This is a genomic window from Denitromonas ohlonensis, from assembly GCF_007625205.1.
Classification (GTDB): Bacteria; Pseudomonadota; Gammaproteobacteria; order Burkholderiales; family Rhodocyclaceae; genus Nitrogeniibacter; species Nitrogeniibacter ohlonensis.
Window position 1 is genome coordinate 55591 of the sequence record NZ_VMNI01000002.1, and the last position, 26302, is coordinate 81892.

31 protein-coding genes are annotated in these 26302 nt (G+C 61.5%); 4 read left to right on the forward strand and 27 right to left on the reverse strand.

Going from position 1 to position 26302, the window contains the following annotated elements; translation table 11 throughout:
- Nucleotide 1 precedes the first annotated feature (1 nt).
- The 14 genes from acpS to rpoE are packed head-to-tail and all read right to left on the reverse strand — an operon-like array spanning nt 2 to nt 10732.
- Nucleotides 2-385, reverse strand: a complete 384-nt coding sequence (gene acpS / locus FHP89_RS01010) for a holo-ACP synthase (protein WP_144176605.1) — start codon at nt 383-385, stop codon at nt 2-4.
- Nucleotides 382-1149, reverse strand: coding sequence for a pyridoxine 5'-phosphate synthase (locus tag FHP89_RS01015; protein ID WP_144176606.1), 768 nt, complete (start codon nt 1147-1149; stop codon nt 382-384). The genes acpS and FHP89_RS01015 overlap by 4 nt, the downstream gene beginning before the upstream one ends.
- Entirely contained in the window at nt 1146-1868 is a 723-nt protein-coding gene (recO, locus tag FHP89_RS01020) for a DNA repair protein RecO (protein ID WP_144176607.1), read from the reverse strand. The genes FHP89_RS01015 and recO overlap by 4 nt, the downstream gene beginning before the upstream one ends.
- Before the next feature lie 11 nt (nt 1869-1879).
- Nucleotides 1880-2788 (reverse strand): GTPase Era, encoded by a 909-nt coding sequence (era, locus tag FHP89_RS01025; protein WP_144176608.1) that lies wholly within the window; start codon nt 2786-2788, stop codon nt 1880-1882.
- Nucleotides 2778-3452: a ribonuclease III gene (rnc, locus tag FHP89_RS01030; RefSeq protein WP_144176609.1), complete on the reverse strand. Its 675-nt coding sequence runs from the start codon at nt 3450-3452 to the stop codon at nt 2778-2780. The genes era and rnc overlap by 11 nt, the downstream gene beginning before the upstream one ends.
- 10 nt (nt 3453-3462) lie before the next feature.
- Nucleotides 3463-3831, reverse strand: coding sequence for a DUF4845 domain-containing protein (locus tag FHP89_RS01035; RefSeq protein ID WP_144176610.1), 369 nt, complete (start codon nt 3829-3831; stop codon nt 3463-3465).
- A gap of 11 nt (nt 3832-3842) precedes the next feature.
- Nucleotides 3843-4631: a signal peptidase I gene (lepB, locus tag FHP89_RS01040; RefSeq protein WP_144176611.1), complete on the reverse strand. Its 789-nt coding sequence runs from the start codon at nt 4629-4631 to the stop codon at nt 3843-3845.
- A gap of 28 nt (nt 4632-4659) precedes the next feature.
- Nucleotides 4660-6456 carry a translation elongation factor 4 gene (lepA, locus tag FHP89_RS01045; protein WP_144177241.1) on the reverse strand — a complete coding sequence of 599 codons (1797 nt, stop codon included), beginning with the start codon at nt 6454-6456 and terminating at the stop codon, nt 4660-4662.
- A gap of 49 nt (nt 6457-6505) precedes the next feature.
- On the reverse strand, nt 6506-6766 hold the full coding sequence (locus tag FHP89_RS01050) for a glutaredoxin family protein (protein ID WP_144176612.1): 261 nt from the start codon (nt 6764-6766) through the stop codon (nt 6506-6508).
- Complete coding sequence (locus FHP89_RS01055) at nt 6766-8109, reverse strand: Do family serine endopeptidase (protein WP_260851432.1); 1344 nt, start codon at nt 8107-8109, stop codon at nt 6766-6768. The genes FHP89_RS01050 and FHP89_RS01055 overlap by 1 nt, the downstream gene beginning before the upstream one ends.
- A 58-nt stretch (nt 8110-8167) precedes the next feature.
- Nucleotides 8168-8641 (reverse strand): SoxR reducing system RseC family protein, encoded by a 474-nt coding sequence (locus FHP89_RS01060; protein ID WP_144176613.1) that lies wholly within the window; start codon nt 8639-8641, stop codon nt 8168-8170.
- Nucleotides 8638-9597: a MucB/RseB C-terminal domain-containing protein gene (locus FHP89_RS01065; protein ID WP_260851433.1), complete on the reverse strand. Its 960-nt coding sequence runs from the start codon at nt 9595-9597 to the stop codon at nt 8638-8640. The genes FHP89_RS01060 and FHP89_RS01065 overlap by 4 nt, the downstream gene beginning before the upstream one ends.
- Entirely contained in the window at nt 9594-10130 is a 537-nt protein-coding gene (locus FHP89_RS01070) for a sigma-E factor negative regulatory protein (protein ID WP_144176614.1), read from the reverse strand. The genes FHP89_RS01065 and FHP89_RS01070 overlap by 4 nt, the downstream gene beginning before the upstream one ends.
- A gap of 2 nt (nt 10131-10132) precedes the next feature.
- Nucleotides 10133-10732, reverse strand: a complete 600-nt coding sequence (gene rpoE / locus FHP89_RS01075) for an RNA polymerase sigma factor RpoE (RefSeq protein WP_144176615.1) — start codon at nt 10730-10732, stop codon at nt 10133-10135.
- A gap of 209 nt (nt 10733-10941) precedes the next feature.
- Here rpoE and nadB point away from each other — a divergent pair, with 209 nt between their 5' ends.
- Nucleotides 10942-12531, forward strand: coding sequence for an L-aspartate oxidase (nadB, locus tag FHP89_RS01080; RefSeq protein ID WP_144176616.1), 1590 nt, complete (start codon nt 10942-10944; stop codon nt 12529-12531).
- A 1-nt stretch (nt 12532) separates the two neighbouring features.
- Here the strand turns inward: nadB and FHP89_RS01085 are convergent, their stop codons facing one another.
- From FHP89_RS01085 to FHP89_RS01125, 9 genes are all read right to left on the reverse strand, one after another.
- The gene (locus FHP89_RS01085) at nt 12533-12979 is read right to left on the reverse strand and encodes a protein YgfX (RefSeq protein ID WP_144176617.1); all 447 of its coding nucleotides are present in this window, start codon (nt 12977-12979) and stop codon (nt 12533-12535) included.
- Between the two features lie 4 nt (nt 12980-12983).
- Nucleotides 12984-14225, reverse strand: coding sequence for a beta-ketoacyl-ACP synthase II (gene fabF, locus FHP89_RS01090; RefSeq protein WP_144176618.1), 1242 nt, complete (start codon nt 14223-14225; stop codon nt 12984-12986).
- 22 nt (nt 14226-14247) lie between these two features.
- Nucleotides 14248-14487: an acyl carrier protein gene (acpP, locus tag FHP89_RS01095; protein ID WP_144176619.1), complete on the reverse strand. Its 240-nt coding sequence runs from the start codon at nt 14485-14487 to the stop codon at nt 14248-14250.
- Between the two features lie 84 nt (nt 14488-14571).
- The gene (gene fabG / locus FHP89_RS01100; RefSeq protein WP_144176620.1) at nt 14572-15321 is read right to left on the reverse strand and encodes a 3-oxoacyl-ACP reductase FabG; all 750 of its coding nucleotides are present in this window, start codon (nt 15319-15321) and stop codon (nt 14572-14574) included.
- Nucleotides 15318-16256, reverse strand: a complete 939-nt coding sequence (gene fabD / locus FHP89_RS01105; RefSeq protein WP_144176621.1) for an ACP S-malonyltransferase — start codon at nt 16254-16256, stop codon at nt 15318-15320. The genes fabG and fabD overlap by 4 nt, the downstream gene beginning before the upstream one ends.
- Before the next feature lie 23 nt (nt 16257-16279).
- Nucleotides 16280-17245, reverse strand: a complete 966-nt coding sequence (locus FHP89_RS01110; protein ID WP_144176622.1) for a beta-ketoacyl-ACP synthase III — start codon at nt 17243-17245, stop codon at nt 16280-16282.
- Nucleotides 17242-18255, reverse strand: a complete 1014-nt coding sequence (gene plsX / locus FHP89_RS01115) for a phosphate acyltransferase PlsX (protein WP_144176623.1) — start codon at nt 18253-18255, stop codon at nt 17242-17244. Before plsX ends, FHP89_RS01110 begins: the two co-directional genes overlap by 4 nt.
- A gap of 86 nt (nt 18256-18341) precedes the next feature.
- Nucleotides 18342-18521: a 50S ribosomal protein L32 gene (gene rpmF, locus FHP89_RS01120; RefSeq protein WP_144176624.1), complete on the reverse strand. Its 180-nt coding sequence runs from the start codon at nt 18519-18521 to the stop codon at nt 18342-18344.
- A 21-nt stretch (nt 18522-18542) separates the two neighbouring features.
- Nucleotides 18543-19031: a YceD family protein gene (locus tag FHP89_RS01125; protein ID WP_186300272.1), complete on the reverse strand. Its 489-nt coding sequence runs from the start codon at nt 19029-19031 to the stop codon at nt 18543-18545.
- Between the two features lie 77 nt (nt 19032-19108).
- Between FHP89_RS01125 and FHP89_RS01130 the strand changes: the two genes are divergently transcribed.
- Both FHP89_RS01130 and FHP89_RS01135 read left to right on the forward strand, forming a co-directional pair.
- Complete coding sequence (locus tag FHP89_RS01130) at nt 19109-19684, forward strand: Maf family protein (RefSeq protein WP_144176626.1); 576 nt, start codon at nt 19109-19111, stop codon at nt 19682-19684.
- On the forward strand, nt 19681-20397 hold the full coding sequence (locus FHP89_RS01135; protein ID WP_144176627.1) for an SAM-dependent methyltransferase: 717 nt from the start codon (nt 19681-19683) through the stop codon (nt 20395-20397). Before FHP89_RS01130 ends, FHP89_RS01135 begins: the two co-directional genes overlap by 4 nt.
- A 7-nt stretch (nt 20398-20404) precedes the next feature.
- Here FHP89_RS01135 and FHP89_RS01140 read toward each other — a convergent pair whose 3' ends face one another.
- Genes FHP89_RS01140 through FHP89_RS01150 form a run of 3 tightly spaced genes read right to left on the reverse strand, consistent with a single transcriptional unit; the run spans nt 20405 to nt 22348 of the window.
- The gene (locus tag FHP89_RS01140) at nt 20405-20758 is read right to left on the reverse strand and encodes a Rieske (2Fe-2S) protein (RefSeq protein WP_144176628.1); all 354 of its coding nucleotides are present in this window, start codon (nt 20756-20758) and stop codon (nt 20405-20407) included.
- Complete coding sequence (locus FHP89_RS01145; RefSeq protein WP_144176629.1) at nt 20737-21396, reverse strand: HAD-IIIA family hydrolase; 660 nt, start codon at nt 21394-21396, stop codon at nt 20737-20739. Before FHP89_RS01145 ends, FHP89_RS01140 begins: the two co-directional genes overlap by 22 nt.
- Nucleotides 21377-22348, reverse strand: a complete 972-nt coding sequence (locus FHP89_RS01150) for an RluA family pseudouridine synthase (protein ID WP_144177247.1) — start codon at nt 22346-22348, stop codon at nt 21377-21379. Before FHP89_RS01150 ends, FHP89_RS01145 begins: the two co-directional genes overlap by 20 nt.
- A 383-nt stretch (nt 22349-22731) precedes the next feature.
- Between FHP89_RS01150 and FHP89_RS01155 the strand changes: the two genes are divergently transcribed.
- Nucleotides 22732-25728, forward strand: a complete 2997-nt coding sequence (locus FHP89_RS01155; protein ID WP_144176630.1) for an Rne/Rng family ribonuclease — start codon at nt 22732-22734, stop codon at nt 25726-25728.
- A gap of 89 nt (nt 25729-25817) precedes the next feature.
- On the opposite strand, the gene FHP89_RS01160 is transcribed toward FHP89_RS01155, so the two are convergent.
- A complete protein-coding gene (locus tag FHP89_RS01160) occupies nt 25818-26288 on the reverse strand; it encodes a low molecular weight protein-tyrosine-phosphatase (protein WP_144177249.1) in 471 nt (156 codons plus the stop codon).
- Nucleotides 26289-26302 lie beyond the last annotated feature (14 nt).

Here is a 26302-nt window from a genome sequence, read left to right on the forward strand (position 1 = left end):
ATCAGGCGGCATCCTTTTCAATCACCGCAAAGGCGATCACATAGTCGAGCTCGTCGCTCAGGCTGACATGCGTACGCAGGCCGTCGCGGGCAACAATCTCGGCCATCTGGCCATGAAAAATGTAATGCGGTTTGCCCAGCGCGTCGCGAGAGATCGCCACTGAATGCAGGGTGGCCGGCACCGCAACACCGGTGCCATAGGCTTTGCCAAAGGCTTCCTTGGCGGCAAAACGCTTGGCCAGCAGGCGCTCGGGCTGCGGGGCATCGTGGTAGGCCTGACGCTCGCTTGGCGCCAGAATGCGGTAGGCGAAACGATCGCCGTGCCGCGCCAGCGCCTGGCGGATACGCGCGACGCTGACCATGTCGGTGCCGATGCCGTGGATCATGCCCCGCCTGACTCGCCTTGCCGGGCGGCTTCGCGCATCAGGCGTTTCATTTCGCGCACCGCCTCGCGCAGACCCGAGAATACCGCCCGGGAGACAATGGCGTGGCCGATGTGCAACTCGCGAATGCCGGCGAGGCGCGCAACGGGCTGAACGTTGTAGTAGTTGAGCGCATGGCCGGCGTTAAAGCGCATGCCGGCCGCACGGATCATCTCACCGGCGCGGCGGATCTTGTCGATCTCGGCGACCACGGCGGGGCTTTGGGCATCGCGCCCGGCGCGATGGAAAGCCGCGGCATACGGCCCGGTGTGGATTTCGCACACCCGCGCGCCGATACGTGCCGCGGCATCAACCTGCGCCGGATCGGCATCGATGAACACGCTCACCGAGATGCCGGCGTCAGCGAGCCGGCTGACCGACGCCCGCAACGCGACCTCTTGCGACACGATGTCGAGCCCGCCTTCGGTGGTGACTTCCTGTCGCCCCTCGGGCACGAACATGGCCATCTCGGGTTTGAGCGCGGCGGCAATGCCGACCATTTCGTCGGTGGCCGCCATTTCGAGGTTGAGCTTCACCTGCGTGAGGTCACGCAGCTTGCGCACGTCGTCGTCGTTGATATGCCGCCGATCTTCGCGCAAATGCACGGTAATGCCGTCCGCGCCACCCAGATGCGCCTCAACAGCCGCCCAGACCGGGTCCGGCTCCCAGGTGCGCCGCGCCTGTCGCAAGGTGGCCACATGGTCGATATTTACGCCCAATTCAATCACAGTGCTTGCAACTCCTTGAACATCCGGCGCGAATGCAGTGGCTGAGCGCCGAGGTGGTGCTGGATCAGGTGGCGCAGCAAGGCCTTGCTCTGCACCAGCGTTTTCGGGTCGTCAAAACGGCCGGCGGCCATGTCGAGCAGGGTCTGGCCCGTGACCATCGGCAGGCCATCTTCGGGCGATACGTCTCTCACCGGGCCGCGATCAATTATATAGCCGTAGTGCGCGTCGGCCTCGATGGGCGACTCGGTCTCGGCATCGTGTTCCAGCGGAACGCCATAGCCAAGCTCGGAGAGTAGCGTCAGTTCAAACGCGCGCAGCACCGGCTCGAAGCGTGTTTCGCCCGGCAGGCGCTGAATCAGAGCGGCGTAGTGCGCGTAGAGTTCGGCATGCGCGTCTTCGCGCGGCAGCAGTTTGACGAGCAGTTCATTGAGGTAGTAGCCGCAGAGCAACTCCTTGCCGGAAAGCAAGGGCTGGCCGCCCAGCCACTCGGCACGTATCAGCGTCTTCACCTCGCCACTGCCCGACCAGTCCAGCAACAAGGGCTGGTAGGCCATCAGCACGCCGCGCAGCGCGGACATCGGGCGACGCGCGCCCTTGGCGACCAGGGCCATGCGGCCATAGTCGCGGCTGAACACTTCAACGATCAGGCTGGTTTCCCGATACGGGTGGGTGTGCAGGACAAAACCGGGTTGTTGATCGACGCGCTGCTTCTGGCCCACGGCGCGCTCACTCAGTCGTAGCCGAGGCTCTTGAGTGCGCGCTCGTCATCGGCCCAGCCGGACTTCACCTTGACCCAGACTTCGAGGTAGATCTTGGCGCCAAACAATTCTTCCATGGCCTTGCGTGCTTCGGTCGAAATGCGCTTGAGATGCTCGCCGCCTTTACCGATGACGATGCCCTTGTGCCCCGGCTTGTCGACGATGATGGCGGCATTGATACGGCGCAAGCCGCCGTCGGCCTCGAAGCGCTCGATCTCGACCGTCATGCCATAGGGCAGCTCGTCGCCAAGCAAACGGAAAAGCTTCTCGCGCAGAAATTCAGCGGCGAGGAAACGCTCGCTACGATCGGTGACATCGTCCGGCCCGAACATTGGCGGGCCTTCGGGCAGATAGGTGCGCGATACCTTCAGCAAGGCGTCGACGTTCTTGCCGCGCTCGGCCGACAAGGGCACGACCTCAGCGAACGGGAAAGCCCCACGAATACGCTCGATAAACGGCAGCAGGCTGGACTTGTCAGCCACCGTGTCGACTTTATTGATGACCAGAATCACCTTGGCGTCGCGCGGCAGCAAGGCCACGACTTGCTCGTCTTCGGGGCCGAACTTGCCCGCCTCGATGACCAGATACACCAGATCCACATCGGCGAGCGACTGAGTCACCGTGCGATTCATGGTGCGATTCAGCGCATTCTGGTGACGGGTCTGGAATCCCGGCGTGTCGACAAAAACAAACTGCGCCGTATCATCGGTGAGAATGCCTGACACCCGGTGTCGCGTAGTCTGCGCCTTGCTCGAGACAATGCTGACCTTCAGGCCGATCAACCGGTTCATCAGCGTCGACTTGCCCACATTGGGTCGACCAACGATCGCGATGAAACCCGTATGGAAGGCCGTGCCGTCCGGAGTGTGATTATCCTGCATGTTTTTCCAAGGTTTCCATGGCAAGCAGCGCCGCTTGCTGTTCCGCCGCTCGCCGGCTTGAACCGAGGCCCCGTGTTTGCAGGCCGCCATCGATGGTGCATTCGACATCAAATTGTTGCGCATGCGCCTCGCCGAGCGTTTCGACCAGGCGGTATTTCGGCAACTGCTTCCGGCGCGCCTGCAGCCATTCCTGCAGCCGGGTTTTCGGATCTTTCAGGCTGGTGTTCGGATCCAGTCTCGCCAGATGGGATTTGAACAGGTGGTCGATCACGGTTTTGGCCGCGTCAAACCCACCATCAAGATAGACCGCCGCGAACAAGGCTTCCAGGGCGTCCGAAAGAATCGACGGGCGCTCGGCGCCACCGCTCTTCTGCTCCCCCTCTCCCAAACGCAACACCGTGCCAAGTTCAAGGCTGGCGGCAATACCGTGCAGCGCGTCCTGGCACACCAGTTGCGCCCGCAGGCGAGACAAATCGCCCTCGCGCAGCTCAGGGAATCGCGAGAACAGCGCCAGCGCAACCACATGATTGACTACGCTGTCGCCGAGAAACTCCAGCCGTTCGTTGTTCGGCTGACCGTAACTGCGGTGGGTCAGTGCCTGACGCAGCCGGGAGGCATCCTTGAAACGGTAATCGAGCCGTTCTTGAAGCGTGTCGAAAGTCACCCGACCACCATCAGGAACCACCGCGCAGCACACCGGTATCGAAGTCGATGAGCAAACTCACGTTGCCGGCGATGGGCACCTTGCGTGAATAGGTCACTGACATTTCGAATTTGTTGCCACGCTTGACGATGAGCAGGTCGCGTCCCGTTACCGTGCGCACATCGCCGATGTAAGCCCGCTTATCGAAATCGGCACGCAACTGCGAAACCGGGGTTTCGGGCGACGGATTGGATTCGATGATCGCGTTCATGACCCGCTTCACTGCTATGTACTCGGTGACCACCGGTACCGTGCGCATCCCGATCAGGAACAAAAAACCGAGAATGGCGCCAACGATCAGCACACCGATCAGGGATATCCCCGTTTGCTTGTTCTTCATGCGATAGCCCTTCAGTGGAAAAAGCCGATACGGCTCGGCTCATTGAAGTTGAACCAGATCATAAACGCTTTGCCGACAATATTCTGCTCTGGCACGAAACCCCAGAATCGGCTGTCGCTACTGTCGTCCCGATTATCGCCCATGACAAAGTAATGCCCCTCCGGTACCGTACAACGCACGCCGTTGTTAGTATAGGTGCAGTTCTCGCGTTGCGGGAACTGCTTGGGTTGCGGCACATAGGCCGGTTTGTCGGCATCATTGAGATAGGCGTGCGCCACATTACCCAGCTTCTCACTGAACTGCGCGCTGGCATAGAGGCGGTCGAGATGAACATACTCGCCCTCAGACGCCACTTCGAGCGGCTCGCCGTTGATCGTCAGGCGTTTGTCGAAATACGCGACGGTATCGCCCGGCAGACCGACGACCCGCTTGATGTAGTCGAGCGAAGGGTTTTCCGGATACCGGAAGACCATGACGTCACCCCGCGCCGGCGCATTCATTTCCACAACTTTCTTGTTGATGACCGGCAGACGAATACCGTAGGTGTATTTGTTGACCAGGATGAAATCACCCACCAGCAAGGTCGGAATCATGGATCCCGACGGAATCTTGAACGGCTCGACCAAAAAAGAGCGCAAGAAAAAGACCGCGAGAATGACTGGAAAAAAGCTGGCACCGTATTCGACCCACCACGGTTCGCTCGCACCGGGGGCACGCAGCTTGCGCGCGTAAAGCTTGTCAAGCAGCCACAGTACGCCGGTTGCAACCAGCAGCAGAAAAAGGATCAGGGCAAAATTCACATCAACTCCGGATTGCGTTCCAGGGAGGTTACTTGCTGTCGTCGGTACGCAGTACCGCCAGGAAGGCTTCTTGCGGAATCTCGACCGCACCAACCTGCTTCATCCGGCGCTTGCCGGCCTTCTGCTTTTCGAGCAGCTTGCGCTTGCGGGAGATGTCTCCGCCGTAACACTTGGCGAGCACGTTTTTGCGCAAGGCCTTGATGTTCTCGCGCGACACGATGGTCGAGCCGATGGCCGCCTGCACGGCCACGTCGAACATCTGGCGCGGAATGATGCCGCGCAGCTTGGCGGCCAACTCACGGCCGCGGAAATGCGCATTGGCACGGTGTACGATCACCGACAGCGCATCGACCTTCTCACCGTTGACCAACATGTCGAGCTTGACCAGATCGGCCGCTTGATAGCAATGCAACTCATAGTCGAGCGAAGCGTAGCCACGCGATACCGACTTGAGGCGATCAAAGAAGTCCATGACCACTTCATTCATGGGAATGTCATAGATCAGCTGAACCTGCCGGCCGTGATAGCGCATATCCACCTGCGAACCGCGCTTCTGGGTACACAGCGTGATCACCACCCCAACATATTCCTGCGGCAAGTAAATCGTCGCGCGAATGATCGGCTCACGGATCTCGTCCATTTTCGACGGGTCGGGCAGTTTGGCCGGGTTCTCGATCTTGACCAACGAACCATCCTTCATCAGGATTTCGTAAACCACGGTCGGTGCCGTGGTGATCAGGTCGATATTGAACTCACGCTCGAGTCGCTCTTGCACTATATCCATGTGCAACAGGCCGAGAAAACCGCAGCGAAAACCAAAGCCCAGCGCTTGAGACACTTCCGGCTCAAAGCGCAGCGCAGCGTCGTTGAGTTGCAGTTTTTCGAGCGATTCACGCAACTGCTCGTATTCGTTGGATTCCACCGGATACAAGCCGGCAAACACCTGCGATTTGATTTCTTTGAAGCCCGGCAGAGGTTTGTCAGCCGGACGCGACGCCAGCGTGACCGTATCGCCAACCTTGGCGTCGGAAATCACCTTGATGCCGCTGATGACAAAGCCCACCTCACCCGCCGATAGCGTTTCGCGCACCAACGATTTCGGCGTAAACACCCCCACCTGGTCGACCGGATACTCGGCGCCGTTGGCCATCAGGCGCATACGATCCTTGGCCTTGATGCAGCCGTCGATCACGCGCACCAGAATCACCACGCCGACATAGCTGTCGAACCACGAATCGATGATCAGCGCTTTCAGCGGCGCCGTCGGATCGCCCACCGGCGGCGGCACACGCCGCACCACGGTCTCGAGAATGTCGTCGATCCCCAGGCCGGTCTTGGCCGAGCACAAGGTCGCCTCCGACGCATCAACGCCAATCACATCTTCGATCTCGGCGCGCACGCGTTCAGGGTCGGCGGCGGGCAGGTCGACCTTATTCAGCACCGGAATCACTTCCAGGTTCTGCTCGATCGCCATATAGCAGTTCGCTACGGTCTGCGCTTCCACGCCCTGCGACGCATCCACCACCAGCAGCGCGCCCTCGCAGGCCTGCAGGGAGCGCGACACTTCATAGCTGAAGTCCACATGCCCCGGGGTGTCGATCAGATTGAACTGATACTCCTGACCATCCTTCGCCTTGTAGAGCAAGGAGGCGGTCTGCGCCTTGATGGTGATGCCACGCTCCCGCTCCAGATCCATCGAGTCGAGCACCTGGGCATCCATCTCCCGGTCCGCCAGGCCGCCGCAGCGGTGGATCAGGCGATCGGCCAGCGTCGACTTACCGTGGTCAATGTGGGCAATGATGGAGAAGTTACGTATGTGGCGCATATTCACAACAAAAAAGGTGCCTTGCGGCACCCTCGTTTCCCGGGCGTAGTCAATCGGCGGATTCTATCGGAAATCGGGCCAAATAGGCACGCAGCGCCGCCTCGTCAAGGTGGTAATGGCACAGTTCCTGACCATCGATCGCCAACAACACCGGCACCAGCTCACCCCAGCGCGCCTCCAGCGCGGGATCGCTATCCACATCGACGACGTCGATCTCCGCGCCCGCCGCATCGGTCAATGGCTTGGCCGCCGCCAACATCTCGTCGCACAGATGACACCAGCTGCGGCTGAGCAATCGCAACGTGCCCATCAACGCGACTCAATCGCCACAAAACTCCGGCCAGCGCCCCGCTGCAGCAAGACGGTTAACGCCTCCTGCGGCCCAAGGCGGTTCAAGACGGCATCGAGATCTTCGAGTGTCTTGAGCGGCGTTTGCTTGCCAGCAATCACCGAGGCCACCAGCAAATCACCCTCGCGCAGACGGGCGCGTGCCGCCGGACCTTCTGCCTTCCGTACTTCAAGCCCCCACTGCGCACCAACGGTCTTCAATCGAGCGCCATTGGGCTCGGACACGGTCAGCCCGCGTCGGGCCAGATCATCCAGTTTCGGCGGAATGTGCCGCTGCGGCGATGACGCGCGCTCAGCACTTGGCCAATGACCCAGCGTGACGGTCAGCGTGTGGCGGGCCCCATCTCGAATCACTTCCATCGGCACATCACGACCCGGCGCCACGCGCGCCACAATGCGTGGCAAGTCGTCTGAGCGCCGAACGAGCGTCTCGCCGAAACGAGCGATCACATCGCCCACCCTCACCCCGGCGTGCAACGCCGGGCTATCGGGCTCGACCATTCCGACCAGGGCTCCGTCTAGCGACGACAGCGCGAAAGCGCCCGCCAATGCCGGCGTCACTTCCTGAATGCCCACTCCGATCCGACCCCGCGCCACCTTGCCCGTACTTCTGAGTTGAGACTGGATGTCCATGGCGACGTCAATCGGAATCGCGAAGGACACGCCCATGAAACCGCCGGTGCGGCTATAGATCTGGGAATTGATCCCCACCACTTCACCCGCCAGATTGAACAGCGGCCCGCCAGAGTTGCCGGGATTGATCGCCACATCAGTCTGGATGAAGGGCACGAAGCTCTCTTCGGGAAACACACGCCCCTTCGCGCTGACAATCCCTGCGGTCACGCTGTTCTCAAATCCGAACGGTGACCCGATTGCCACCACCCATTCGCCGACCGCCAGGCCATCCGGCGCCCCCATCCGAACCGCCGGCAGGCCACTGCCATCGATCTTCAACAAGGCGATATCCGCGCGCTTGTCCGACCCGATCAGCGTGGCCGAATACACCCGACGGTCGAGCAGGCGCACCTGAATCGTCTGGGCATTAGCCACCACATGCGCGTTCGTCAGAATGTAGCCATCATCAGAAATGAAGAAGCCCGAACCCTGCGACTGCTCAAGTTCTTCCGGCTGTGGCTCAGGCGCCTCCGGCAACAGGCGTCGCAGAAAATCGGGCACATGCGGATTTTCCGATATGTCGGGATGCACCGGCTTTGTGCTGGATTCAGGCTGGGAAATACTGATATTGACCACGGACGGACCGTGCTCTCGCACCAGCGCGCGAAAATCTGGCAGAACATCGGCCACCGACACACCGGCGGCAAACAGGCACACGGCCGCCGCCATCACATGCAAACAGACCCGCCTAATCATGGCGTGAGGCGGTTTCAGTGTGCGTCGATGAACACAGCGCCGAGTCAGCAGCCAACCGAACTGACAGCTTTTGCCGCCAGAATCGCCGACCACCGATCGAGCGAACGAAAAGCACCGAGGCAATCAATGCGACCACCAGTCCAGTCAGCGCGCCGGTATTGCCAGCCCACCACGTACCCAGGCCGGCACCGAGCAGCGCGCCGAGCGTCGGCACACCATAGGTCACCGCGGCTGCGCCCAGCGCCGCGCCATCATCAATCTGAAGACGCACACGATCCCCGGCGACAAAATGCTGCGGATTTTCAACATGAAAGACTTCGTCGGGCTTGCCAAAAGCGTGGGCAATCTTTGCCCCGCCACAACCGCCCGGCTCATTGCAACGGCCACACCCCGTGGGTTGGTCGTCGACACGCACCCACGCCTGATCCTCGCCGGCACGCAACACAATGCCCCGCGCTTCGATCACTGGCTGGCCGCCGTCATGCCGTCACCAACACGGCGCAGTGCCTCATTGGGCGCTTCGCCCAGTACCGTCAGACGATGTCCGGCCACGTTCCTGGCATAAACGGCGATTGAACCGGCATCCATGAACCCGGCGCTGTCATCGGGGGATTGCGCAGGCTCGACAAAGACCGAAATATTGGCCAAGCCATCCGACACCACCATGTGCAATACCGACTGGCCATGAGCGCCAACCGAGCGTCGTACCGTCGACACCAGGCGATAGCCCGGCAGCATGTCGCCCAACTGCCAGGCGGACGCATCTGCGCTGGCCTCGTCGCCCTTGGCGTTAACCGTCTGCCAGTCGTCGGCGACCGCATATTTTTGCTTGAGCAGATCGGGGTCGATGTCTCCGCCGATGCGTATCTCGTTGAACGCAAACTGCTCGATCAACTCACCGTTGCCATCGAGCAAGCGGGCCTTGAGCAACAAACCACTCTCTTCGTCTGCCCACAACTGGTGGCCATAACGAAGATTGTCTTTGGGTTCGAGGATAATCAACTGCGCCTTGCGTCCGGCGACCCGGCTCATATCCCCGCGGGAAATCCGGTAATACTCGTTCAGGGCCGCAACCGCCACCGGCAGGCGGGCCGGAAACGCACGTCGATTCCCGATACGGTCGATGATCACCGTCTTGAGGTCGGGCAGAACACAACGAACCTCCGAATTCGTACGAATCACTTCCCGGGGGTTTCCATCGAGCGTCTCGATGCGCTCCACGTCGCCCTCCGGGCCTGTCACATGGGCAATCCGCAGCGTCTCCAAGCGTTTTCCGCTGAGATAGGAAAACGTGCCGGAAAAGTTGACCTTCTGCGCTGCGCCCGCCATCCGGTTCATCCAGGACAGGGCGTCGTTCTCCGGGCCGGCCGAGGCTGCGCCGCAAAAAACGAAAAGGCAGACGACGAGGAGGCGGTGCCTCATCGCCGCACCCCGGCAGACACATCAGCGACCGTGCGGACGAACGGTGCGACAGCAGGAATAGCGCCTTGATTCGCCAGGCTCTGATGCGCAAACAGATACGCGCGCAAGGGCTCCCGATCCTGTCGGTTTGTCTCGACAGCGCTCGCCATCAGCGGCTGAGGCGCAACGCTGGCCATTTGAATGACCGACGTATCCGTGCTTTGCGGAATCGCCAGCCACCCCACCACGGCCACACCGGCCACCGATGCAGCCAAGGGAAGGAGCTTCCCCCAAGACTTGCCAAGTGGCGACGCCGATGTCGGCGGCCGGCTGGCCAACGGCGCAAGCACGGTAGGCTCCTGCGCCAGACTCGCCATGACCCGTACCGACAAATCGCAAGACAACTCGGGCTCATTGCGAAGCGCATCGCCGATCAGACAATAGTGATCCCATTGACGGCGAACATCGGCGGACTCGCCAACTGAATTCAGGACCGGCTCCACCGCTTGCGCATCCAGATTGCCATCAAGCAGTGCCGAAATACGTTCCTTCATACCTACCACCGTTGATCAGGGGCCGTATCCAACAACGGCCGGAGTTTTTCTGCAATCGCCTCGCGCGCCCGGAATATTCGCGAACGCACAGTACCTATCGGGCATTCCATGATGCCGGCGATTTCCTCGTAGCTCAGTCCCTCGATCTCGCGCAAAACAATGGCCGTTCTCAACTCTTCCGGCAACGCTTCCATCGCAATATCGACGGTCTGTCCGATCTGACGAGACATCATCAAGCGCTCAGGCGTATTGATGTCCCTCAGCTGATCTCCATCATCAAAAGTCTCTGCTTCTTCCGAATTGAAACCCGTGGTCGTCGGCGCCCTGCGGCGCTGAGCAACCAGATAATTCTTCGCCGTATTCACCCCGATGCGGTAAAGCCAGGTGTAAAACGCGCTCTCGCCTCGAAACGCTGGCAGCGCGCGATAGGCCTTGATGAATGTTTCCTGCGCAACATCCTCCACCTCAGCAGGGTCGCGGATCAGGCGCGACAGCAAGCGCAGCAACTTGCGCTGATACTTGGAAACCAACAGGCCAAAGGCCTGTTTGTCTCCGCGCTGTACGCGCTCAACAAGTTGTTGATCCAGTTCTCGGTCGGTCATTTGGCTTGGGGAAACGAAAATCGATCGCGGCAGCGAATAAACCGCGAAAGTATAACCAACCCGGTGCCTCACGCCAAAAACAGATCAACCTGAGCAATCGACCCCTCGTTGAAAGAATAGTTCAGACAGCGCAAGGGTTTTTGCGTCACCAGCAGGGTGACACCGAGTGATATAGTTGGCGCCGACCATTTTTTCGCTGGAACCAGTCGGTGGAAACCTTCGACGTTGTCATTATTGGAAGCGGCCTGGCGGGCCAATCCCTCGCGTTGCGCCTGGCGGAACACCGCCGGGTGGCGATCGTCACCAAACGGATGCTCTCTGACAGCGCCAGCGCCTGGGCACAAGGCGGCATTGCCGCCGTTCTCGATCCGGCCGACAGCGTCGAGTCTCATGTCTCGGACACCTTCGACGCCGGTGCCGGCCTCAACAGCCGAGCCGCCACACAACATGTCGTCGAAAACAGCCGGCGCGCCATCGAGTGGCTGATCGATCGAGGCGTACCATTTACCCGCGACGAGGACACCCCCACCGGCTACCACCTGACCCGCGAAGGCGGCCATAGTCACCGGCGCATCATTCATGCAGCCGACGCCACCGGCGCAGCCGTCCAAGCCACACTCAGCCAACAAGTCGCGGCCCACCCGAACATCACCGTACTCGAGCGACATATCGCGATTGACCTCATCCCCGGCAGCAAGCTGGGGCAGACGGATCGAGGCTGTCTTGGGGCATATGTTCTCGACATCGACAACGAGCACGTCAAGACCCTGCGCGCCTCGGCCACGGTGCTGGCCACAGGCGGCGCCGGCAAGGTCTACGTCTACACCACCAACCCCGACACCGCGACAGGCGACGGAATCGCCATGGCCTGGCGGGCCGGTTGCCGGGTGGCGAACATGGAGTTCATCCAGTTTCACCCGACCTGCCTGTATCACCCGCAAGCCAAGTCCTTCCTGGTGTCAGAAGCGGTTCGTGGTGAAGGCGGCCTGCTACGCCTGCCCAGCGGCGAGCGTTTCATGCCCGAGCATGACCCGCGCGCCGAGCTTGCACCACGCGACATCGTCGCGCGTGCCATCGACTTCGAGATGAAGAAACGCGGCCTGGACTGTGTGTTCCTGGACATCAGCCACAAACCCGCCGAATTCCTGAAATCGCACTTCCCCACCATTCTCGCGCGCTGCGAGGAACTGGGGATCGACATCACCCGCCAGCCGATTCCCGTCGTGCCTGCCGCCCACTACACCTGCGGCGGCATCGTTACCGATCTGCACGGTCGCACCGACCTCTCCGGCCTCTACGCCGTTGGTGAGGCCACCTGCACCGGCCTGCACGGCGCCAACCGCCTGGCTAGCAACTCACTGCTGGAATGTGTGGTGTTCAGCGAGGGCATTGCTGACGCCATTCTGGCGCAGCCCGTCCTCCCGCCCCTGCCCCTGCCGCCATGGGACGAAAGCCGGGTCACCGATGCCGACGAGGAAATCGTGATCTCCCACAACTGGGAAGAATTGCGCCGCTTCATGTGGGACTACGTCGGCATTGTTCGCACCAACAAACGCCTGCTGCGCGCACAACACCGCATTCGGCTGCTGACCCGTGAGATCGACGAGTTTTACGCCAACTTCCGGGTCACCAATGACTTGATTGAGTTGCGCAACCTGGTCACCACCGCCGATCTGATTGTACGCAGTGCGCTGCGACGCAAGGAAAGCCGCGGTCTGCATTTCAGCCGCGACTATCCAGGGACTCAGTCACGGCCGCGCGACACGGTGCTTCGGCCACGGAAAACGTCAGCAAAGTAGTTCAGGTGCGAGCCTCCGCCGGACGACGGCCCGGCGCATTTCGAAACCAGACACACAGCCAGCGCCATCCTTCCGGGTGAGTCAGCGCGTCTGGCGTAAGCATGACCGCATGACGCCGCCCGTCCTCGCCGCGGCCATGCAGCCAGAACACGCCAAAGAGATCCACGCTCGACGCCGCGAGTTCGCACGCCGCCACTTCGCCGGGCGCAACCCAGCACCCGTCCGGCAGCAGCGTCAGATGTCGTGACGGGCCAGGGGGACGCCACCACGCCAATACCGACAGCACGGCCCATGCGGCGACCCAGCCCGCGCTCAACCATGCACTGACGCCCGGCGTCACGATCAAAAGCAAAGCCGCCGCGCCACCTGAGACCATCGATAGATGGCGCAAGTAGCGCGACGGCTTCAATTCCAGCGTAAGCGGCAGGCGGAACACCGCCTCCGTCATGTTTTCAGACTCGGGCCAGCGCCAAGGTCCCGTTCGTACCACCGAACCCGAAAGAGTTCGACAGGGCGACACGGATATCCATCGGCCGCGCCTTGTTGGCCGCGTAATCCAGATCGCAGGCCGGGTCCTGATCCACCATGTTGATCGTCGGCGGGGCAATCTGATGATGCACCGCGAGCGCCGTGAATACCGCCTCCACGCCGCCAGCAGCGCCGAGCAAGTGACCCGTCATGGATTTGGTGGAGCTAACAACCAGATCCTTGGCATGTTCACCGAAGCAGCGTTTCACCGCCACGGTTTCAGCCACGTCGCCCAGCGGCGTCGAGGTGCCGTGTGCGTTGATGTAATCGAAATCCGTCGGTGACAACTTGGCGTCACGGATGGCGTTGGTCATCGAGCGGGCTGCGCCGTCACCGTCCTCGCAAGGCGCGGTCATGTGATAGGCATCGGCGCTCAGACCGTAACCCACCACCTCGGCATAAATCTTGGCACCACGGGCTTTTGCGCGCTCGTATTCTTCGAGCACCACCACGCCGGCACCTTCGCCCAGCACGAAACCATCACGTCCTGAATCCCACGGACGACTGGCGGTTGCGGGGTCGTCATTGCGGGTCGACAGTGCTTTCGCCGAAGCGAAACCACCGATGGCCAAAGGCGTGATCGTGGCCTCGGCACCACCGGCGACCATCACATCGACGTCACCGTATTTGATCATGCGTGCTGCTTCGCCAATACAGTGGGTGGCCGTGGTACATGCCGTCACCATGGCCAGACACGGGCCTTTGAAGCCATACATGATCGACAGGTGGCCCGCGATCATGTTGATGATGGTGCCCGGGATGAAGAACGGCGAAATCTTGCGATGACCCGCCCGAAGGTAGTCATCGTGCGTCGCCTCGATCATCGGCAAGCCGCCAATGCCCGAACCGATGTTCACACCGATTCTCTCGGCGTCCGCACCAGTGACGCCCTCAAGCCCGGCATCGCGCACAGCCTGCATTCCGGCGGCCATACCGAAGTGGATGAAGGTATCCATCCGTCGCGCCTCTTTGGGCGACAGATAGGTGCCGACATCAAAATTCTGGACCTCCCCGGCGATACGCACCGGGAAGGCCGACGCGTCAAAGCGCGTAATCTCCGTGATGCCGGAGCGGCCATTTACAATGTTGTCCCAAGCATCCGGGATGGTATTTCCGACTGGGGATACGATCCCCAGGCCGGTCACAACAACTCTGCGACGGGTCAATGTTCGCTCCGATATCAGTTGATTACTTGCTCAGATGCGCAGTCACGTAGTCGATCGCTTGCTGCACGGAGGTGATCTTCTCAGCCTCTTCGTCCGGAATCTCGCACTCAAACTCTTCCTCGAGTGCCATCACCAGTTCCACGGTGTCCAGCGAATCAGCACCAAGATCGTCCACGAACGAGGACTCGTTCTTGATTTCGGACTCGTTAACACCGAGTTGCTCCGCGACGATTTTCTTGACGCGTTGTTCGATGTTCTCCATGAAATAGCTCCTTCCCGGATATGCGGGTATGTAGTTAAGGCGGGCGTATTCTACCAAAAAGGTAGCGCACCCATAGCGTCAAGTTTACGCCATGTACATGCCACCATTGACATGCAAGGTCGTACCAGTGACATAGGACGCAGCTGGCGATGCCAAAAAGCCCACCGCAGCTGCAATTTCTTCAGGTTTTCCAAGGCGTCCGGCCGCAATCTGCCCCGTCAATGCCTCACGTGCGCCATCAGGCAGCGCACGGGTCATGTCGGTATCGATGAAGCCCGGCGCAACACAATTGACCGTGATATTCCGGCTGCCCAGCTCACGCGCCAACGCACGGGCCATGCCCGCCACGCCGGCTTTTGCGGCTGCGTAATTGGCCTGCCCCGGGTTACCGGAGCTACCAACCACCGAGGTCACGTTGATGATGCGACCGTGGCGCGCCTTCATCATGCCCCGCATCACAAGACGCGACATACGGAACACGGCTTTGAGGTTGGTATCGACGACGGCATCCCATTCGTCATCCTTCATGCGCATGGCAAGGTTGTCACGCGTGATGCCGGCGTTGTTAACTAAAATACCAACCGCGCCAAATTCTTTTTCGATCGTGGCGATCGCAGCATCGCAGGCTGCTGCATCGGTCACATTCAGCGCCAGGCCGGTGCCACCAAAACCGCGTTCAGCCAAGGCCTTGGCAATATCAGCGGCGCCAGCGTCAGACGTGGCGGTACCGATCACGGTCGCCCCCATCCCCGCCAGTTCCATGGCGATGGCTCGGCCAATACCTCGGGACGCGCCCGTTACCAATGCAATCTGACCCTCAAGTACTTTCGTCATGCGCTTTCCTTCACCAAAGCAATCGCCTCTTGAATTGAGGCTTCGTCGACCAGTGCCGCGCCCTGCACGTCGCGAACGATGCGCTTCGTGAGACCGGCCAGCACTTTGCCTGGGCCGCATTCAATCACGGCAGACGCACCGCGCGCAGCGATCGCCTCCACAGATTCGATCCAGCGCACCGGAGAATACGCCTGACGCACCAAGGCATCGCGAATATCCGTCGCTGACGAGCACACCGCAACATCTACGTTATTCAGCACAGGAATGCTTGGCGCATTCAGTTCAACCGACGCCAGACGCTCTGCCAACTGCACCGCGGCAGGCTTCATCAGGGCACAGTGGAACGGCGCACTCACCGGAAGCAGCACCGCGCGCTTGGCGCCGCGTGTTTTCGCCAGGGCCATGGCGCGTTCTACCGCGGCGTTACTGCCCGCAATAACGATCTGCCCCGGGGCATTCAAATTCGCAGCTTCGACAACATCGCCCTCGGCCACTTCGGCACAAACCGCTACCACGGCATCGGCATCCAGGCCAAGCAAGGCCGCCATGGCCCCCTGACCCGCAGGCACGGCCACTTGCATGGCCGCGGCGCGAAAACGCACCAGCGGCACGGCGTCTGAAAACTTCAACACCCCGGCTGCTACCAGCGCACTGTATTCACCCAGACTATGGCCGGCCACCACATCAGGCACCGGGCCGCCCGCGGCCAACCAGGCGCGATAGACCGCAACGCCGGCCGTGAGCATCAGCGGCTGCGTATTGACGGTCTGAGACAGCAACTCGGCAGGGCCGTCGGCAACCATGGCCCACAAATCTTCGCCAAGCGCGTCGGACGCCTCCTGGAAGGTTTGACGGATTTCGGGCGAATCGCCATACGCCGCCATCATGCCAACCGCTTGCGAACCCTGACCGGGAAAAACGAGAGCAAACTTCATTGTTATTCCTTGAACAGCCTGACTCAATACTGAACCAGCGCAGCGCCCCAGGTAAAGCCGCCACCCACACCTTCGAGCACCAACCGCTGCCCGCGCTGGACGCGGCCATCGCGAATCGCGGTATCGAGCGCCAGCGGAATCGACGCGGCCGACGTATTGCCGTGGCTCGCGACGGTACTGACCACGCGCTCCAAAGGCAAGCTGAGGCGCTTCGCGGTGGACTGAATAATACGGACATTTGCCTGGTGCGGAATCAACCAGTCGACCTCATCCACGGTCGAGCCCGTTGCGGCGAGCACTTCCTGCGCCACATCACCGAGCACTTTGACAGCAAATTTGAACACGGCCTGCCCGTCCATGCGCAGGAAGGGATCGCCCAACACCTTGCCCGACGCAACGGTTCCCGGTACACACAAAATCTCGTTGTGCGCACCGTCGGCATGCAGTGCCGTCGCAAGAATACCCGGCTGATCCGACGCTTCAAGCACAATGGCGCCGGCGCCATCACCGAACAACACACAGGTCGTCCGGTCATTCCAGTCGAGAATCCGAGAAAACACTTCGGCACCGACAACCAGCGCCTTCTTGTGGCTACCCGAGCGGATAAACTTATCGGCCACAGACAATGCGTAAACAAAGCCGCTGCAAACGGCCTGGACGTCAAACGCGGGGCTCTCGTTGCGAATGCCAAGTCGCGCTTGCAACAGTGCCGCCGTGCTCGGGAAAATATAATCCGGGGTCGAGGTCGCAACGATGATCAGATCAATATCGTCAGCCTGAATACCCGCCGCCTCTATGGCTCGGCGCGATGCGGTTTCTGCCAGGTCGCTCGAATTCTGTCCGTCGGCGGCGAAGTGGCGCGCCCGAATCCCGGTACGGGTGGCGATCCATTCGTCCGACGTATCAATGCCGCGTGCCACCAGATCATCATTGGTCACCGGCGTGCCTGGCAAACAACTGCCCGTCCCGGCGATTCGCGCGTAAATCATTCAGCGTCCTCCCGCATTCCCATCCGCTCGGTAATGCGCTCTAGCAAACGGTTACCTGCCGCCTCGGCCGCCCGTGCAATGGCTTGCTCAAACGCAAACGCATCGGCAGAGCCATGACTCTTGACCACCACGCCGCGCAAGCCGACCAAGGCTGCGCCATTGTAACGCCGGTGATCCACCCGCCCCTTGAAACGTGTCAGCACTGGCATCGCCAGCACCGCCAGGGCTTTGGTCAGGAGATTACGGCCAAACTCTTCACGCAGGAAGGTGGCCATCATCTGGGCGAGCCCTTCGGACGCTTTCAGCGCAACGTTACCGACAAACCCATCGCACACGACCACATTGGTGGTGCCTTTGAAAATATCGTTACCTTCGACATTGCCAAAGAAATTCAGACCACTCCCCCGCAACAACTCGGCGGCACGCTTCACCACCTCATTACCCTTGATTTCTTCTTCACCGATATTAAGCAGCCCCACGGTGGGTCGATCAATATGCTCGACCGCCGCGACCAGGCTGGCGCCCATGATACCGAACTGAAGCAGGTGCTCTGCCGTGCAGTCGACGTTGGCACCAAGATCCAGCACATAGGTACGGCCGCGCATCGAAGGCAGAATTGAGGCAATCGCCGGTCGATCGACACCCGGCAAGGTCTTGAGGACAAAGCGAGAGATCGCCATCAGCGCACCGGTATTTCCGGCAGATACCGCGGCCTGCGCCTCGCCTGACTTGACCAGATTAATGGCCACCCGCATCGACGAATCTTTCTTGTTGCGCATTGCCGTGGCGGGCGGCTCGTCCATCCCGACGACTTCGCTTGCAGCCTGTATGCGCACGCGCTGGCGCACCTCTGCCGGCATCGCGGCCAAGTGAGGCTCAATGGCTTCGGCCCGGCCAACCAGCACAATCTGAGGGCCAGCACCGCGCTTGAGAAAGTCGCAGACAGCAGGAACCGTCACGGACGGGCCGTGATCGCCACCCATGCAGTCGACAGCAATAGTTACATTCATCGACGTCGGGTCAGTAATTCAGGGGGGATAGGGACGAAAAAACGGCGCGAACGCAGGACGCGTCGCGCCGAATTTTTCGACAAGGCTTACTCGCCCTTGGTCTTGATGACTTTTTTGCCGCGGTAGAAACCGTTCGGGCTGATGTGGTGACGCAGGTGAACTTCACCCGTGGTCGACTCAACCGCCAAAGGTGCAGCGGTCAGGCCGTCGTGCGAACGACGCATGCCACGCTTGGAGGGCGATTTTTTGTTCTGTTGAACAGCCATTGCAAAAACTCCTTGGAGCAATCATTTTTCAGTGCCTTTTGTCGTATTCAAACCTTCGAGTACGGCAAACGGCGATTTTTTAACAGCACCGCCCAACGGCAGCGGCGCTTCACAATGTTCGTGCCTCGGCGCAAAGGGCATTCCGAGCAGAATCTCTTCCTCAACCAGCGGCAACACCTCAAGGGCGCTATCGGCTCGAATCGGATCGTATTCATCCACCTCGAGATCTTCATCCGGCATCGGCTTGCCCGGCGGGACAAGCAACAAACGACCGGAGACCTCGACTGGCCAGGACATCGCTTCAAGACACCGCTCGCACCGCAGCACCAAAGTGCAGCTCGCAGCGATCTCAAGAAAGGATTCATCCTGGTTGTTCTGCACACCCGTCACGGTGAAATCCACATCACCCGACGGCGCGCATACCAGACTGGACAGGCGTTCAAAGCCGCTTACTGGCTCCCGCCCTGCCTTCTGCCTACCTTCGCGCGCGAAGACCAGCGAATCAATCACGTAGGTATCTCGCGACATAAGCGGCGCATGATAGTATTTTCGATTACCTGTGTCAAAGCCCAACTGCCTTCCGTGCCATGCCCCTGATCCTCGCCTCCACATCCATCTACCGTCGTCAATTACTGGAGCGCCTCGGCCTGCCGTTCGTGGTCGCGCGCCCCGAGGTCGATGAAACACCGCTTGATGGTGAAATGCCGGATCAAACCGCAGAGCGGCTGGCGATCGCCAAGGCCAATGTCCTCGCGGATCGTTCGCCCGACGCCTTGATCATCGGCAGCGATCAGGTCGCCTACCTCGGCGCCCAGCGCTTCGGCAAGCCGGGTAGCGTGCCGAAGGCTGTTGCACAATTACAACAAATGCGTGGCCAGCGCGTGGTCTTTCACACCGCTGTCGCACTGATCAATAGCAGCACCGGCAACACGCAGGTCGCCGGCGTACCGACCGTGGTGCACTTCCGCGACCTGAGCGACGATGAAATCATCCGCTACGTTGAAAAGGAAATGCCGCTCGATTGCGCCGGCAGCGCCAAAGTCGAAGGCCTGGGCATCAGCCTGCTCGAAGCGCTGAGCGGCGACGACCCGACCGCGCTGATCGGCCTGCCCCTGATCGCGCTCACCCGGATGCTGCGCGCCGAAGGCGTCGCGATCCCATGAGCAACGCTCACGGCAAGCTCTACCTGGTACCCGCCAGCCTGGGCGACAGCCCATGGACGGCGACGCTACCGCAGGACGCCGCGGCCATCGCCCGTGCATTAACCCACTTCGTCGTGGAAAACGCCAAGACCGCGCGCGCCGACCTCAAGCGACTCGAGCACCCGACCCCGCTGCGCGAGCTGAATATCCAGCCCCTGCCCGAGGCGCCAACACCCACCGCACTGCGCGAGCTCCTGGCACCCGCCCTGCGCGGCACCCACATCGGCCTGATGTCGGAAGCCGGCGTGCCGGCGGTGGCGGATCCTGGCGCCTTGCTGGTTGAAGTCGCACACGAATTGAGCATTCATGTCGTCCCGCTGGTCGGCCCGTCCTCCCTGCTGCTCTCACTCATGGCCTCGGGGCTGAACGGACAACAGTTTGCGTTTCACGGCTATCTGCCGGTGCATGATAACGAGCGCGCCGCGGCCATCAAGTCACTCGAGGCCGAATCGACACAGAAGTCGCAAACCCAACTGTTTATCGAAACACCCTACCGCAACCAGCGCATGCTCGAATCGCTTGTCGCCACCTGCCGGCCAAACACGCGGCTATGCATCGCCCGCGGCGTCACCACGGCCGACGAATGGATTCAAACGCGCAGCGTCGCGAACTGGAAAAAACAAACGCTGCCGGAGCTGGGCAAAGTCCCGACGGTATTTCTCCTGCTGGCCTGACCCGCGCCTAATCGTCAGCGCCAAGCAGCCAGACCGCAGCATCGGCCTCGACCACCGCGAGCTTTTTTAGCGCCGCACCGCGACACGGGCCAAAGACACAGGCGCCGGACACCGGATCGTAGGTCGCGCCGTGAGTGGCGCAAATAAGATAGCGGCCATCCGCATCAAAAAAAGCGCCCTCCTGCCAATCGAGTTCGACGGGCACGTGCGCGCACTGATTCACGAAGGCTCGCGGCTGCCCCTCGAAACGAACCACGAAGGCGGGCAGTCGCCCGGACGTTGTATCCACTTCGAAGCGCACCCCGTCGCCCCCCTCGGCCAGGTCGCTCGACGCACAGATCAGGCGTTCTGGCGCAGCCACTGGTCCAACTCCGCAGGCGTCGCCAACAAAGCCACTGACGGCACCGACGCCAGCGCATCGACATCATGCGCACCAAAACTGACCGCCAGCCCATCGACACCGGCGTTCTGCGCCATCTGCAGGTCATGCGTGGTATCACCGATCATCAGGGTCCGTTCAGGCGCAACCGACAACTCGCTCATCAATTCCTGAAGCATCGCCGGATGCGGCTTCGAAAAGCACTCATCCGCGCAGCGTGTCGCATGAAAATGCGCGCCAAGGCCACTATGCACCAGGGCGCGATCCAGCCCGACACGGCTCTTGCCGGTCGCCACCGCCAGCAGCCAGCCCTCTTCCGCGAGGTGCGCAATGGTCGATGCAACGCCATCGAACAGAACCAGCTCCTGATCACGCGACAGATAGTGGTGCCGGTAACGCGCCACCATCTCGGGGTAACGATTTTTTGTCAGCTCGGGCACCGCATAGTGCAAGGCATCGTCCAGCCCGAGACCGATCACATGACGCGCGCGGGCGTCCTCGGGAATCGGCAGCCCAAGATCGCCACTGGCCGCCTGGATGGCCCGCACGATGGCGCCCGCCGAATCCAGCAAGGTGCCGTCCCAATCAAACACGATCAACTCATACCGCTTCGCCGGCATCTCTCACCTCGTTCGCATCCAGTTGTTTCAGAAACGCCTGCAATTCGGGCGGCAAGGGCGCCTCGACCCGTATCTCCTTGCCGGTCAGTGGATGAGTAAACTGCAAGCGCGCCGCATGGAGAAACATGCGCGCAAGCCCCGCTTCTTTCGCCAGACGCTTGTTCAGCGCGAAGTCGCCGTACTTGTCGTCGCCCACCAGCGGAAAGCCATGATTCGTCAGATGCACACGGATCTGGTGGGTGCGCCCGGTCTTGAGCTCAACGCCCAGCTCACTCATCGTTTTCCAGCGTCGCCGCAAGGTGACGATACTGTGCGCCACCTTGCCATCGGCCTGGACCCGCACGCGTCGCTCGCCATCAGCGGTCAAATATTTATAGAGCGGCGCACGAATATGCTCACGCGGGTTCATCCAGCGACCGCTGACCACCGTGATGTAATGCTTCTCGATCCCGCCATTGCGCATCAGCTCGTGCAATGCCGCCAGTGCCGTGCGCTTCTTGGCCACGATAAGCAACCCGGAGGTTTCGCGATCCAGGCGATGCGCCAGCTCAAGCAGCCGCGCCTCGGGGCGCTGCTTGCGCAGCTGTTCGATCACGCCAAAGCTCACCCCGCTGCCACCATGCACCGCCTGCCCCGCCGGTTTGTCGAGGACCAGCAGCGCATCATCTTCGTAGATTACCGGCAGCGCATTGCCGACCGGCACCACCCGGTGTTCGCTCGCCGTACTCACTTGCACCGGCGGTATCCGCACCATGTCTTCGACCTGGAGCTTATAAGTCTGGCTGGCCCGTCGCCCGTTGACGCGCACCTGACCACTGCGCAAAAGACGATAGATATGACTCTTCGGAACGCCTTTGAGGATGCGCATCAGATAATTATCGATGCGCTGACCTTCCGACTCCGCGTCGATCTGTTCATGTCGAACTTCAAGCTTTTTGCTTTGCGCCATCATCCTGCCATATACTTGCGCTCTGACCGGTTTGGTCCGGCGCCATGCGACCTTGTGCGGAATTGCCAATGCTCGCGACGGCAACAAGAACCCGTTTTTTGTGGTTCCCGGCCAGTCAGCAGTTTCCGCTCGCAGCCCTGAAAGGCTGCGATGGTAACGCAAGCAAACCCTGATTTGTCTTCTTGCTTATACGCGTCACCCACACGCAGGATCAGAAGTTCCGGCCCTTAGGGCGGGAAACATGAGAATCGACCAGCCCACCTTCGACAGCTAGAACCTACCGGATGAGAGCCGTTTTCCTAAAAAGATAACTCGCAAGACTCCGTCTCGCACGATGGTGCGCGCCGCTCGTCCTGCCCGTGTGGAACACGCGGGAGAACGAACCCATGAAACGCATGCTTTTCAATGCGACGCAAGCCGAAGAACTACGCGTCGCGATCGTTGATGGTCAGAAACTGATCGACCTCGATATCGAATCGGCCGCAAAAGAACAACGCAAGAGCAACATTTACAAGGCAGTCATCACCCGGGTTGAACCCAGCCTGGAAGCCGCCTTTGTTGATTACGGGGCAGACCGCCACGGCTTTCTTCCTTTCAAGGAAATTGGCCGTAACTACCTGGGCGCCGGTGGCGACGGGCAGGGGCGCGTGCGCCCGCAGGACGTCCTCAAGGAAGGTCAGGAACTGATCGTCCAGGTCGAGAAAGATGAGCGTGGCAACAAGGGCGCTGCCCTGACCACCTACATTTCTCTGGCCGGTCGTTATCTGGTCCTGATGCCCAACAACCCGCGTGGCGGTGGCGTATCGCGCCGCGTCGAGGGTGACGAGCGCGCAGAACTGCGTGAAGTCATGGACGCCCTGGAAGTGCCTGCCGGCATGAGTCTGATCGCGCGCACCGCGGCGATCGGCCGCAGCGCCGAAGAACTCCAGTGGGACCTCAACTACCTCCTGCAATTGTGGAGTGCCATCGATGGCGCGGCCCACGCGCAGGCGGGCGCGTTCCTGATCTATCAGGAAGGCAGTCTGGTCATCCGCGCCATTCGCGATTATTTCCAGCCCGATATCGGCGAGATCCTGATCGACACCGACGACGTCTACGAGCAGGCGCGCCAGTTCATGGCCCACGTCATGCCGCAGAACGTCAATCGCGTGAAGCGCTACAACGATGACGTGCCGCTGTTCTCGCGTTTCCAGATCGAGCACCAGATCGAATCCGCCTATGGTCGTCAGGTCACCCTGCCCTCCGGCGGCGCCGTGGTCATCGACCACACTGAAGCGCTGGTGTCGGTCGACGTGAACTCCGGTCGTGCCACCAAGGGCGCCGACATCGAAGAAACCGCGTTGCGCACCAACCTGGAAGCGGCCGACGAAGTGGCCCGCCAGTTGCGTCTGCGCGACCTCGGTGGCCTGATCGTCATCGACTTCATCGACATGGAGTCGAGCAAGAACCAGCGCGAAGTCGAAAACCGCCTGCGCGATGCGCTGCGCCATGACCGCGCCCGCGTCCAGACCGGCAAGATCAGTCGCTTCGGCCTGCTCGAGCTGTCGCGTCAGCGCCTGCGTCCGGCCCTGGCCGAAACCAGCTACATCCCCTGCCCCCGTTGCAGCGGCACCGGCCACATCCGCAGCACCGAATCGTCGGCGCTGCACATCGTCCGCATTCTCGAAGAAGAGGCGATGAAGGAAAACACCGGCGCTGTGCACGTCCAGGTGCCGGTCGATGTCGCCACCTTCCTGCTCAACGAGAAGCGGGTCGACATCGCCCACATCGAGCTGCGCCACAAGGTCAATCTGCTGATTGTGCCGAACCGCCACCTCGAAACCCCCCAACACGAGATCGTCCGTCTGCGCCACGACCAGCTCAATCAGGACGAAGTCGCCCTGCCGAGCTACCAGATGGTGCAGATGCCGGCCGAGGTGAATTACGCCGATGCCGCGATCGAAGACAGCAAAAAGCCCGCGCGTGCCGAAGCGGCCGTTCGCGGCATCTCGCCGGCACAGCCCGCACCGGTGGTTGCGCCCAAAGAAGAGGCGCCTGCCGTCGCTGCGGTGCCGGCGACATCGGGCGGATTCTTCGGCTGGGTGAAGCGTCTGTTCAGCTCCGAGGCGCCGGCGGTCGAAACGCCCGCCGCTGAAGCCCCGCGCCGCAAGCGCAGCGAGTCGTCACGCGATGAGTCCTCCCGAGGCGACAACCGCCGTGGTCGCGGCCGTCGTGGTGAACGCAATGAGCGCAACGACCGTGGCGATCGCAAGGAAGGCGGCCGCAACGAGGCTCAGGCCGACGGCCGCCAGCCGCGTGAGAGCCGCGCCGACAACGACGAGGCGCGCGGCAACAACCGTCGCGGGCGGAATCGTCGCGGTGGCAATCGCAACGACGAAGCGCAAGTCGATGTCCAGGCAAACGACGAAGCGGGCAAAGCAACGGCTGAAACCGATGCGCTCACCGCCGGCGCCGTGGCCGTTGCGGCAACACAAACCGAAGAGTCCACAGGCAACCGCCGCCGCCGCAGCCGCCGCGGTCGTGGTCGCCAGAACGACACAGCGGACAGCAACACGACTGACGAGTCGCAAGACGACTCTGCGGCCAACGCCGATGCGACGGTCGCATCCGAGGCGACTGAAGACGACGCCAACGCAGCGCCTGCCGATGCGGGCACCTCCGACGAAGCGTCCGAGGGCCGCAGCCGCAGCCGTCGTCGTCGTCGTTCGCGTCAGAACCGCAACGAAAATGGCGAAGCCACTGGCGAAGCCTCGGCAGACGACAACAGCACCACCGAAGCGACCTCAGAGACCGCTGAACCGGTCGCTGACACCACCGAGGTAGCGCACGCCGAAGTCGCCGCTGCAGCCGAAGCCCCTGCGGCCGACGTTGCGCCGGTCACTGCGGAAGCCACGCCTGCGGCTGAAGCGGCGCCAGTCGCTGCTGAGCCCGCTGCAAGCGAGCCCGCCACGGCACAGATGTCGCTCGAAATGCCGGAAGTCGTTGAAGCCGCCCCGGTGGCGACAACGACGGAGATGGCTGCACCCGTGGCCGAGGTGACTCCGCCCGAGGTGTCGCAAGCGCCGACGGCCGCCGAGCCGGAACCGGTCGAAGAAGCCGCGGCAGTCGAATCGGCAACACCAGAAGCAGAACTCACGGTGTCCGCTGAGCCGATGCAAGAGGCACCCGCCCCGGTCGCTCCGGTCGCTGAGAAGCCGGCCCCCGCACCAGCGGTCGCACCGATCGATCTGGCCAAGAGTGGCCTGACCATGATCGAAACACGCTCGGACGCAGCCACGGCGCAACCCGTGACGACGCCGGCAACGCCCTTGGGCCGTCCGCGCCCGGCACCGGTGGCCATGGCGCAAGCAGGCGAGCTTCAGCAGGTTGAAACACAGAAGTAAGGTTTTCCGCCGTTCGGCCTAATGGCCAGAAAAAAGGCTCAGCGCACCATGGCTGAGCCTTTTTTCATTGCGCCGTCAGGCGAGGAACGTCAGTGGATGTCCCGGAGCATATCGACCAGGCCCTGCACGCCGGTCTCGCACAGATCGAGCACCTCATCAAACCCGCGCCCTGCACCGTAGTACGGGTCGGGCACCTCAAGCCGGCCACAATCAGGGGCGAGGCTCAGAAACAACCGGACTTTGGACAGATACTCGGGGGGGCACTTGCGCTGCATGACCGCCAGATGTCCGGCATCCATCGCGAGCAAAAGATCGAAGCGCGCAAAATCATCTTCGGTCAGCTTGCGCGCCCGCAGCCGCGACAGATCGTAGCCACGAATGGCCGCCGTGCGCTGGCTGCGCGGGTCTGGCGGCTCACCGGCATGGGCGCCCTGTGTGCCGGCGGAGTCGACACTCACCACGCCATCGAGCCCGACCATTTTCAACCAGTGACGTGCCACGGCTTCTGCCGTTGGCGATCGACAGATATTGCCCGTGCAGACAAACAAGATTCGTTTCACCAATGTCGCCCTCG

What these genes read in the sequence shown, in the direction of transcription:
- acpS (WP_144176605.1), bottom strand. Translation starts at nt 385, where the DNA reads ATGATCCACGGCATCGGCACCGACATGGTCAGCGTCGCGCGTATCCGC.
- era (WP_144176608.1), bottom strand. Translation starts at nt 2,788, where the DNA reads ATGCAGGATAATCACACTCCGGACGGCACGGCCTTCCATACGGGTTTC.
- FHP89_RS01035 (WP_144176610.1), bottom strand. Translation starts at nt 3,831, where the DNA reads ATGAAGAACAAGCAAACGGGGATATCCCTGATCGGTGTGCTGATCGTT.
- lepA (WP_144177241.1), bottom strand. Translation starts at nt 6,456, where the DNA reads ATGCGCCACATACGTAACTTCTCCATCATTGCCCACATTGACCACGGT.
- FHP89_RS01050 (WP_144176612.1), bottom strand. Translation starts at nt 6,766, where the DNA reads ATGGGCACGTTGCGATTGCTCAGCCGCAGCTGGTGTCATCTGTGCGAC.
- FHP89_RS01065 (WP_260851433.1), bottom strand. Translation starts at nt 9,597, where the DNA reads ATGAGGCACCGCCTCCTCGTCGTCTGCCTTTTCGTTTTTTGCGGCGCA.
- FHP89_RS01070 (WP_144176614.1), bottom strand. Translation starts at nt 10,130, where the DNA reads ATGAAGGAACGTATTTCGGCACTGCTTGATGGCAATCTGGATGCGCAA.
- rpoE (WP_144176615.1), bottom strand. Translation starts at nt 10,732, where the DNA reads ATGACCGACCGAGAACTGGATCAACAACTTGTTGAGCGCGTACAGCGC.
- FHP89_RS01085 (WP_144176617.1), bottom strand. Translation starts at nt 12,979, where the DNA reads ATGACGGAGGCGGTGTTCCGCCTGCCGCTTACGCTGGAATTGAAGCCG.
- acpP (WP_144176619.1), bottom strand. Translation starts at nt 14,487, where the DNA reads ATGGAGAACATCGAACAACGCGTCAAGAAAATCGTCGCGGAGCAACTC.
- fabG (WP_144176620.1), bottom strand. Translation starts at nt 15,321, where the DNA reads ATGACGAAAGTACTTGAGGGTCAGATTGCATTGGTAACGGGCGCGTCC.
- fabD (WP_144176621.1), bottom strand. Translation starts at nt 16,256, where the DNA reads ATGAAGTTTGCTCTCGTTTTTCCCGGTCAGGGTTCGCAAGCGGTTGGC.
- FHP89_RS01110 (WP_144176622.1), bottom strand. Translation starts at nt 17,245, where the DNA reads ATGATTTACGCGCGAATCGCCGGGACGGGCAGTTGTTTGCCAGGCACG.
- plsX (WP_144176623.1), bottom strand. Translation starts at nt 18,255, where the DNA reads ATGAATGTAACTATTGCTGTCGACTGCATGGGTGGCGATCACGGCCCG.
- rpmF (WP_144176624.1), bottom strand. Translation starts at nt 18,521, where the DNA reads ATGGCTGTTCAACAGAACAAAAAATCGCCCTCCAAGCGTGGCATGCGT.
- FHP89_RS01130 (WP_144176626.1), top strand. Translation starts at nt 19,109, where the DNA reads ATGCCCCTGATCCTCGCCTCCACATCCATCTACCGTCGTCAATTACTG.
- FHP89_RS01135 (WP_144176627.1), top strand. Translation starts at nt 19,681, where the DNA reads ATGAGCAACGCTCACGGCAAGCTCTACCTGGTACCCGCCAGCCTGGGC.
- FHP89_RS01145 (WP_144176629.1), bottom strand. Translation starts at nt 21,396, where the DNA reads ATGCCGGCGAAGCGGTATGAGTTGATCGTGTTTGATTGGGACGGCACC.
- FHP89_RS01150 (WP_144177247.1), bottom strand. Translation starts at nt 22,348, where the DNA reads ATGATGGCGCAAAGCAAAAAGCTTGAAGTTCGACATGAACAGATCGAC.
- FHP89_RS01155 (WP_144176630.1), top strand. Translation starts at nt 22,732, where the DNA reads ATGAAACGCATGCTTTTCAATGCGACGCAAGCCGAAGAACTACGCGTC.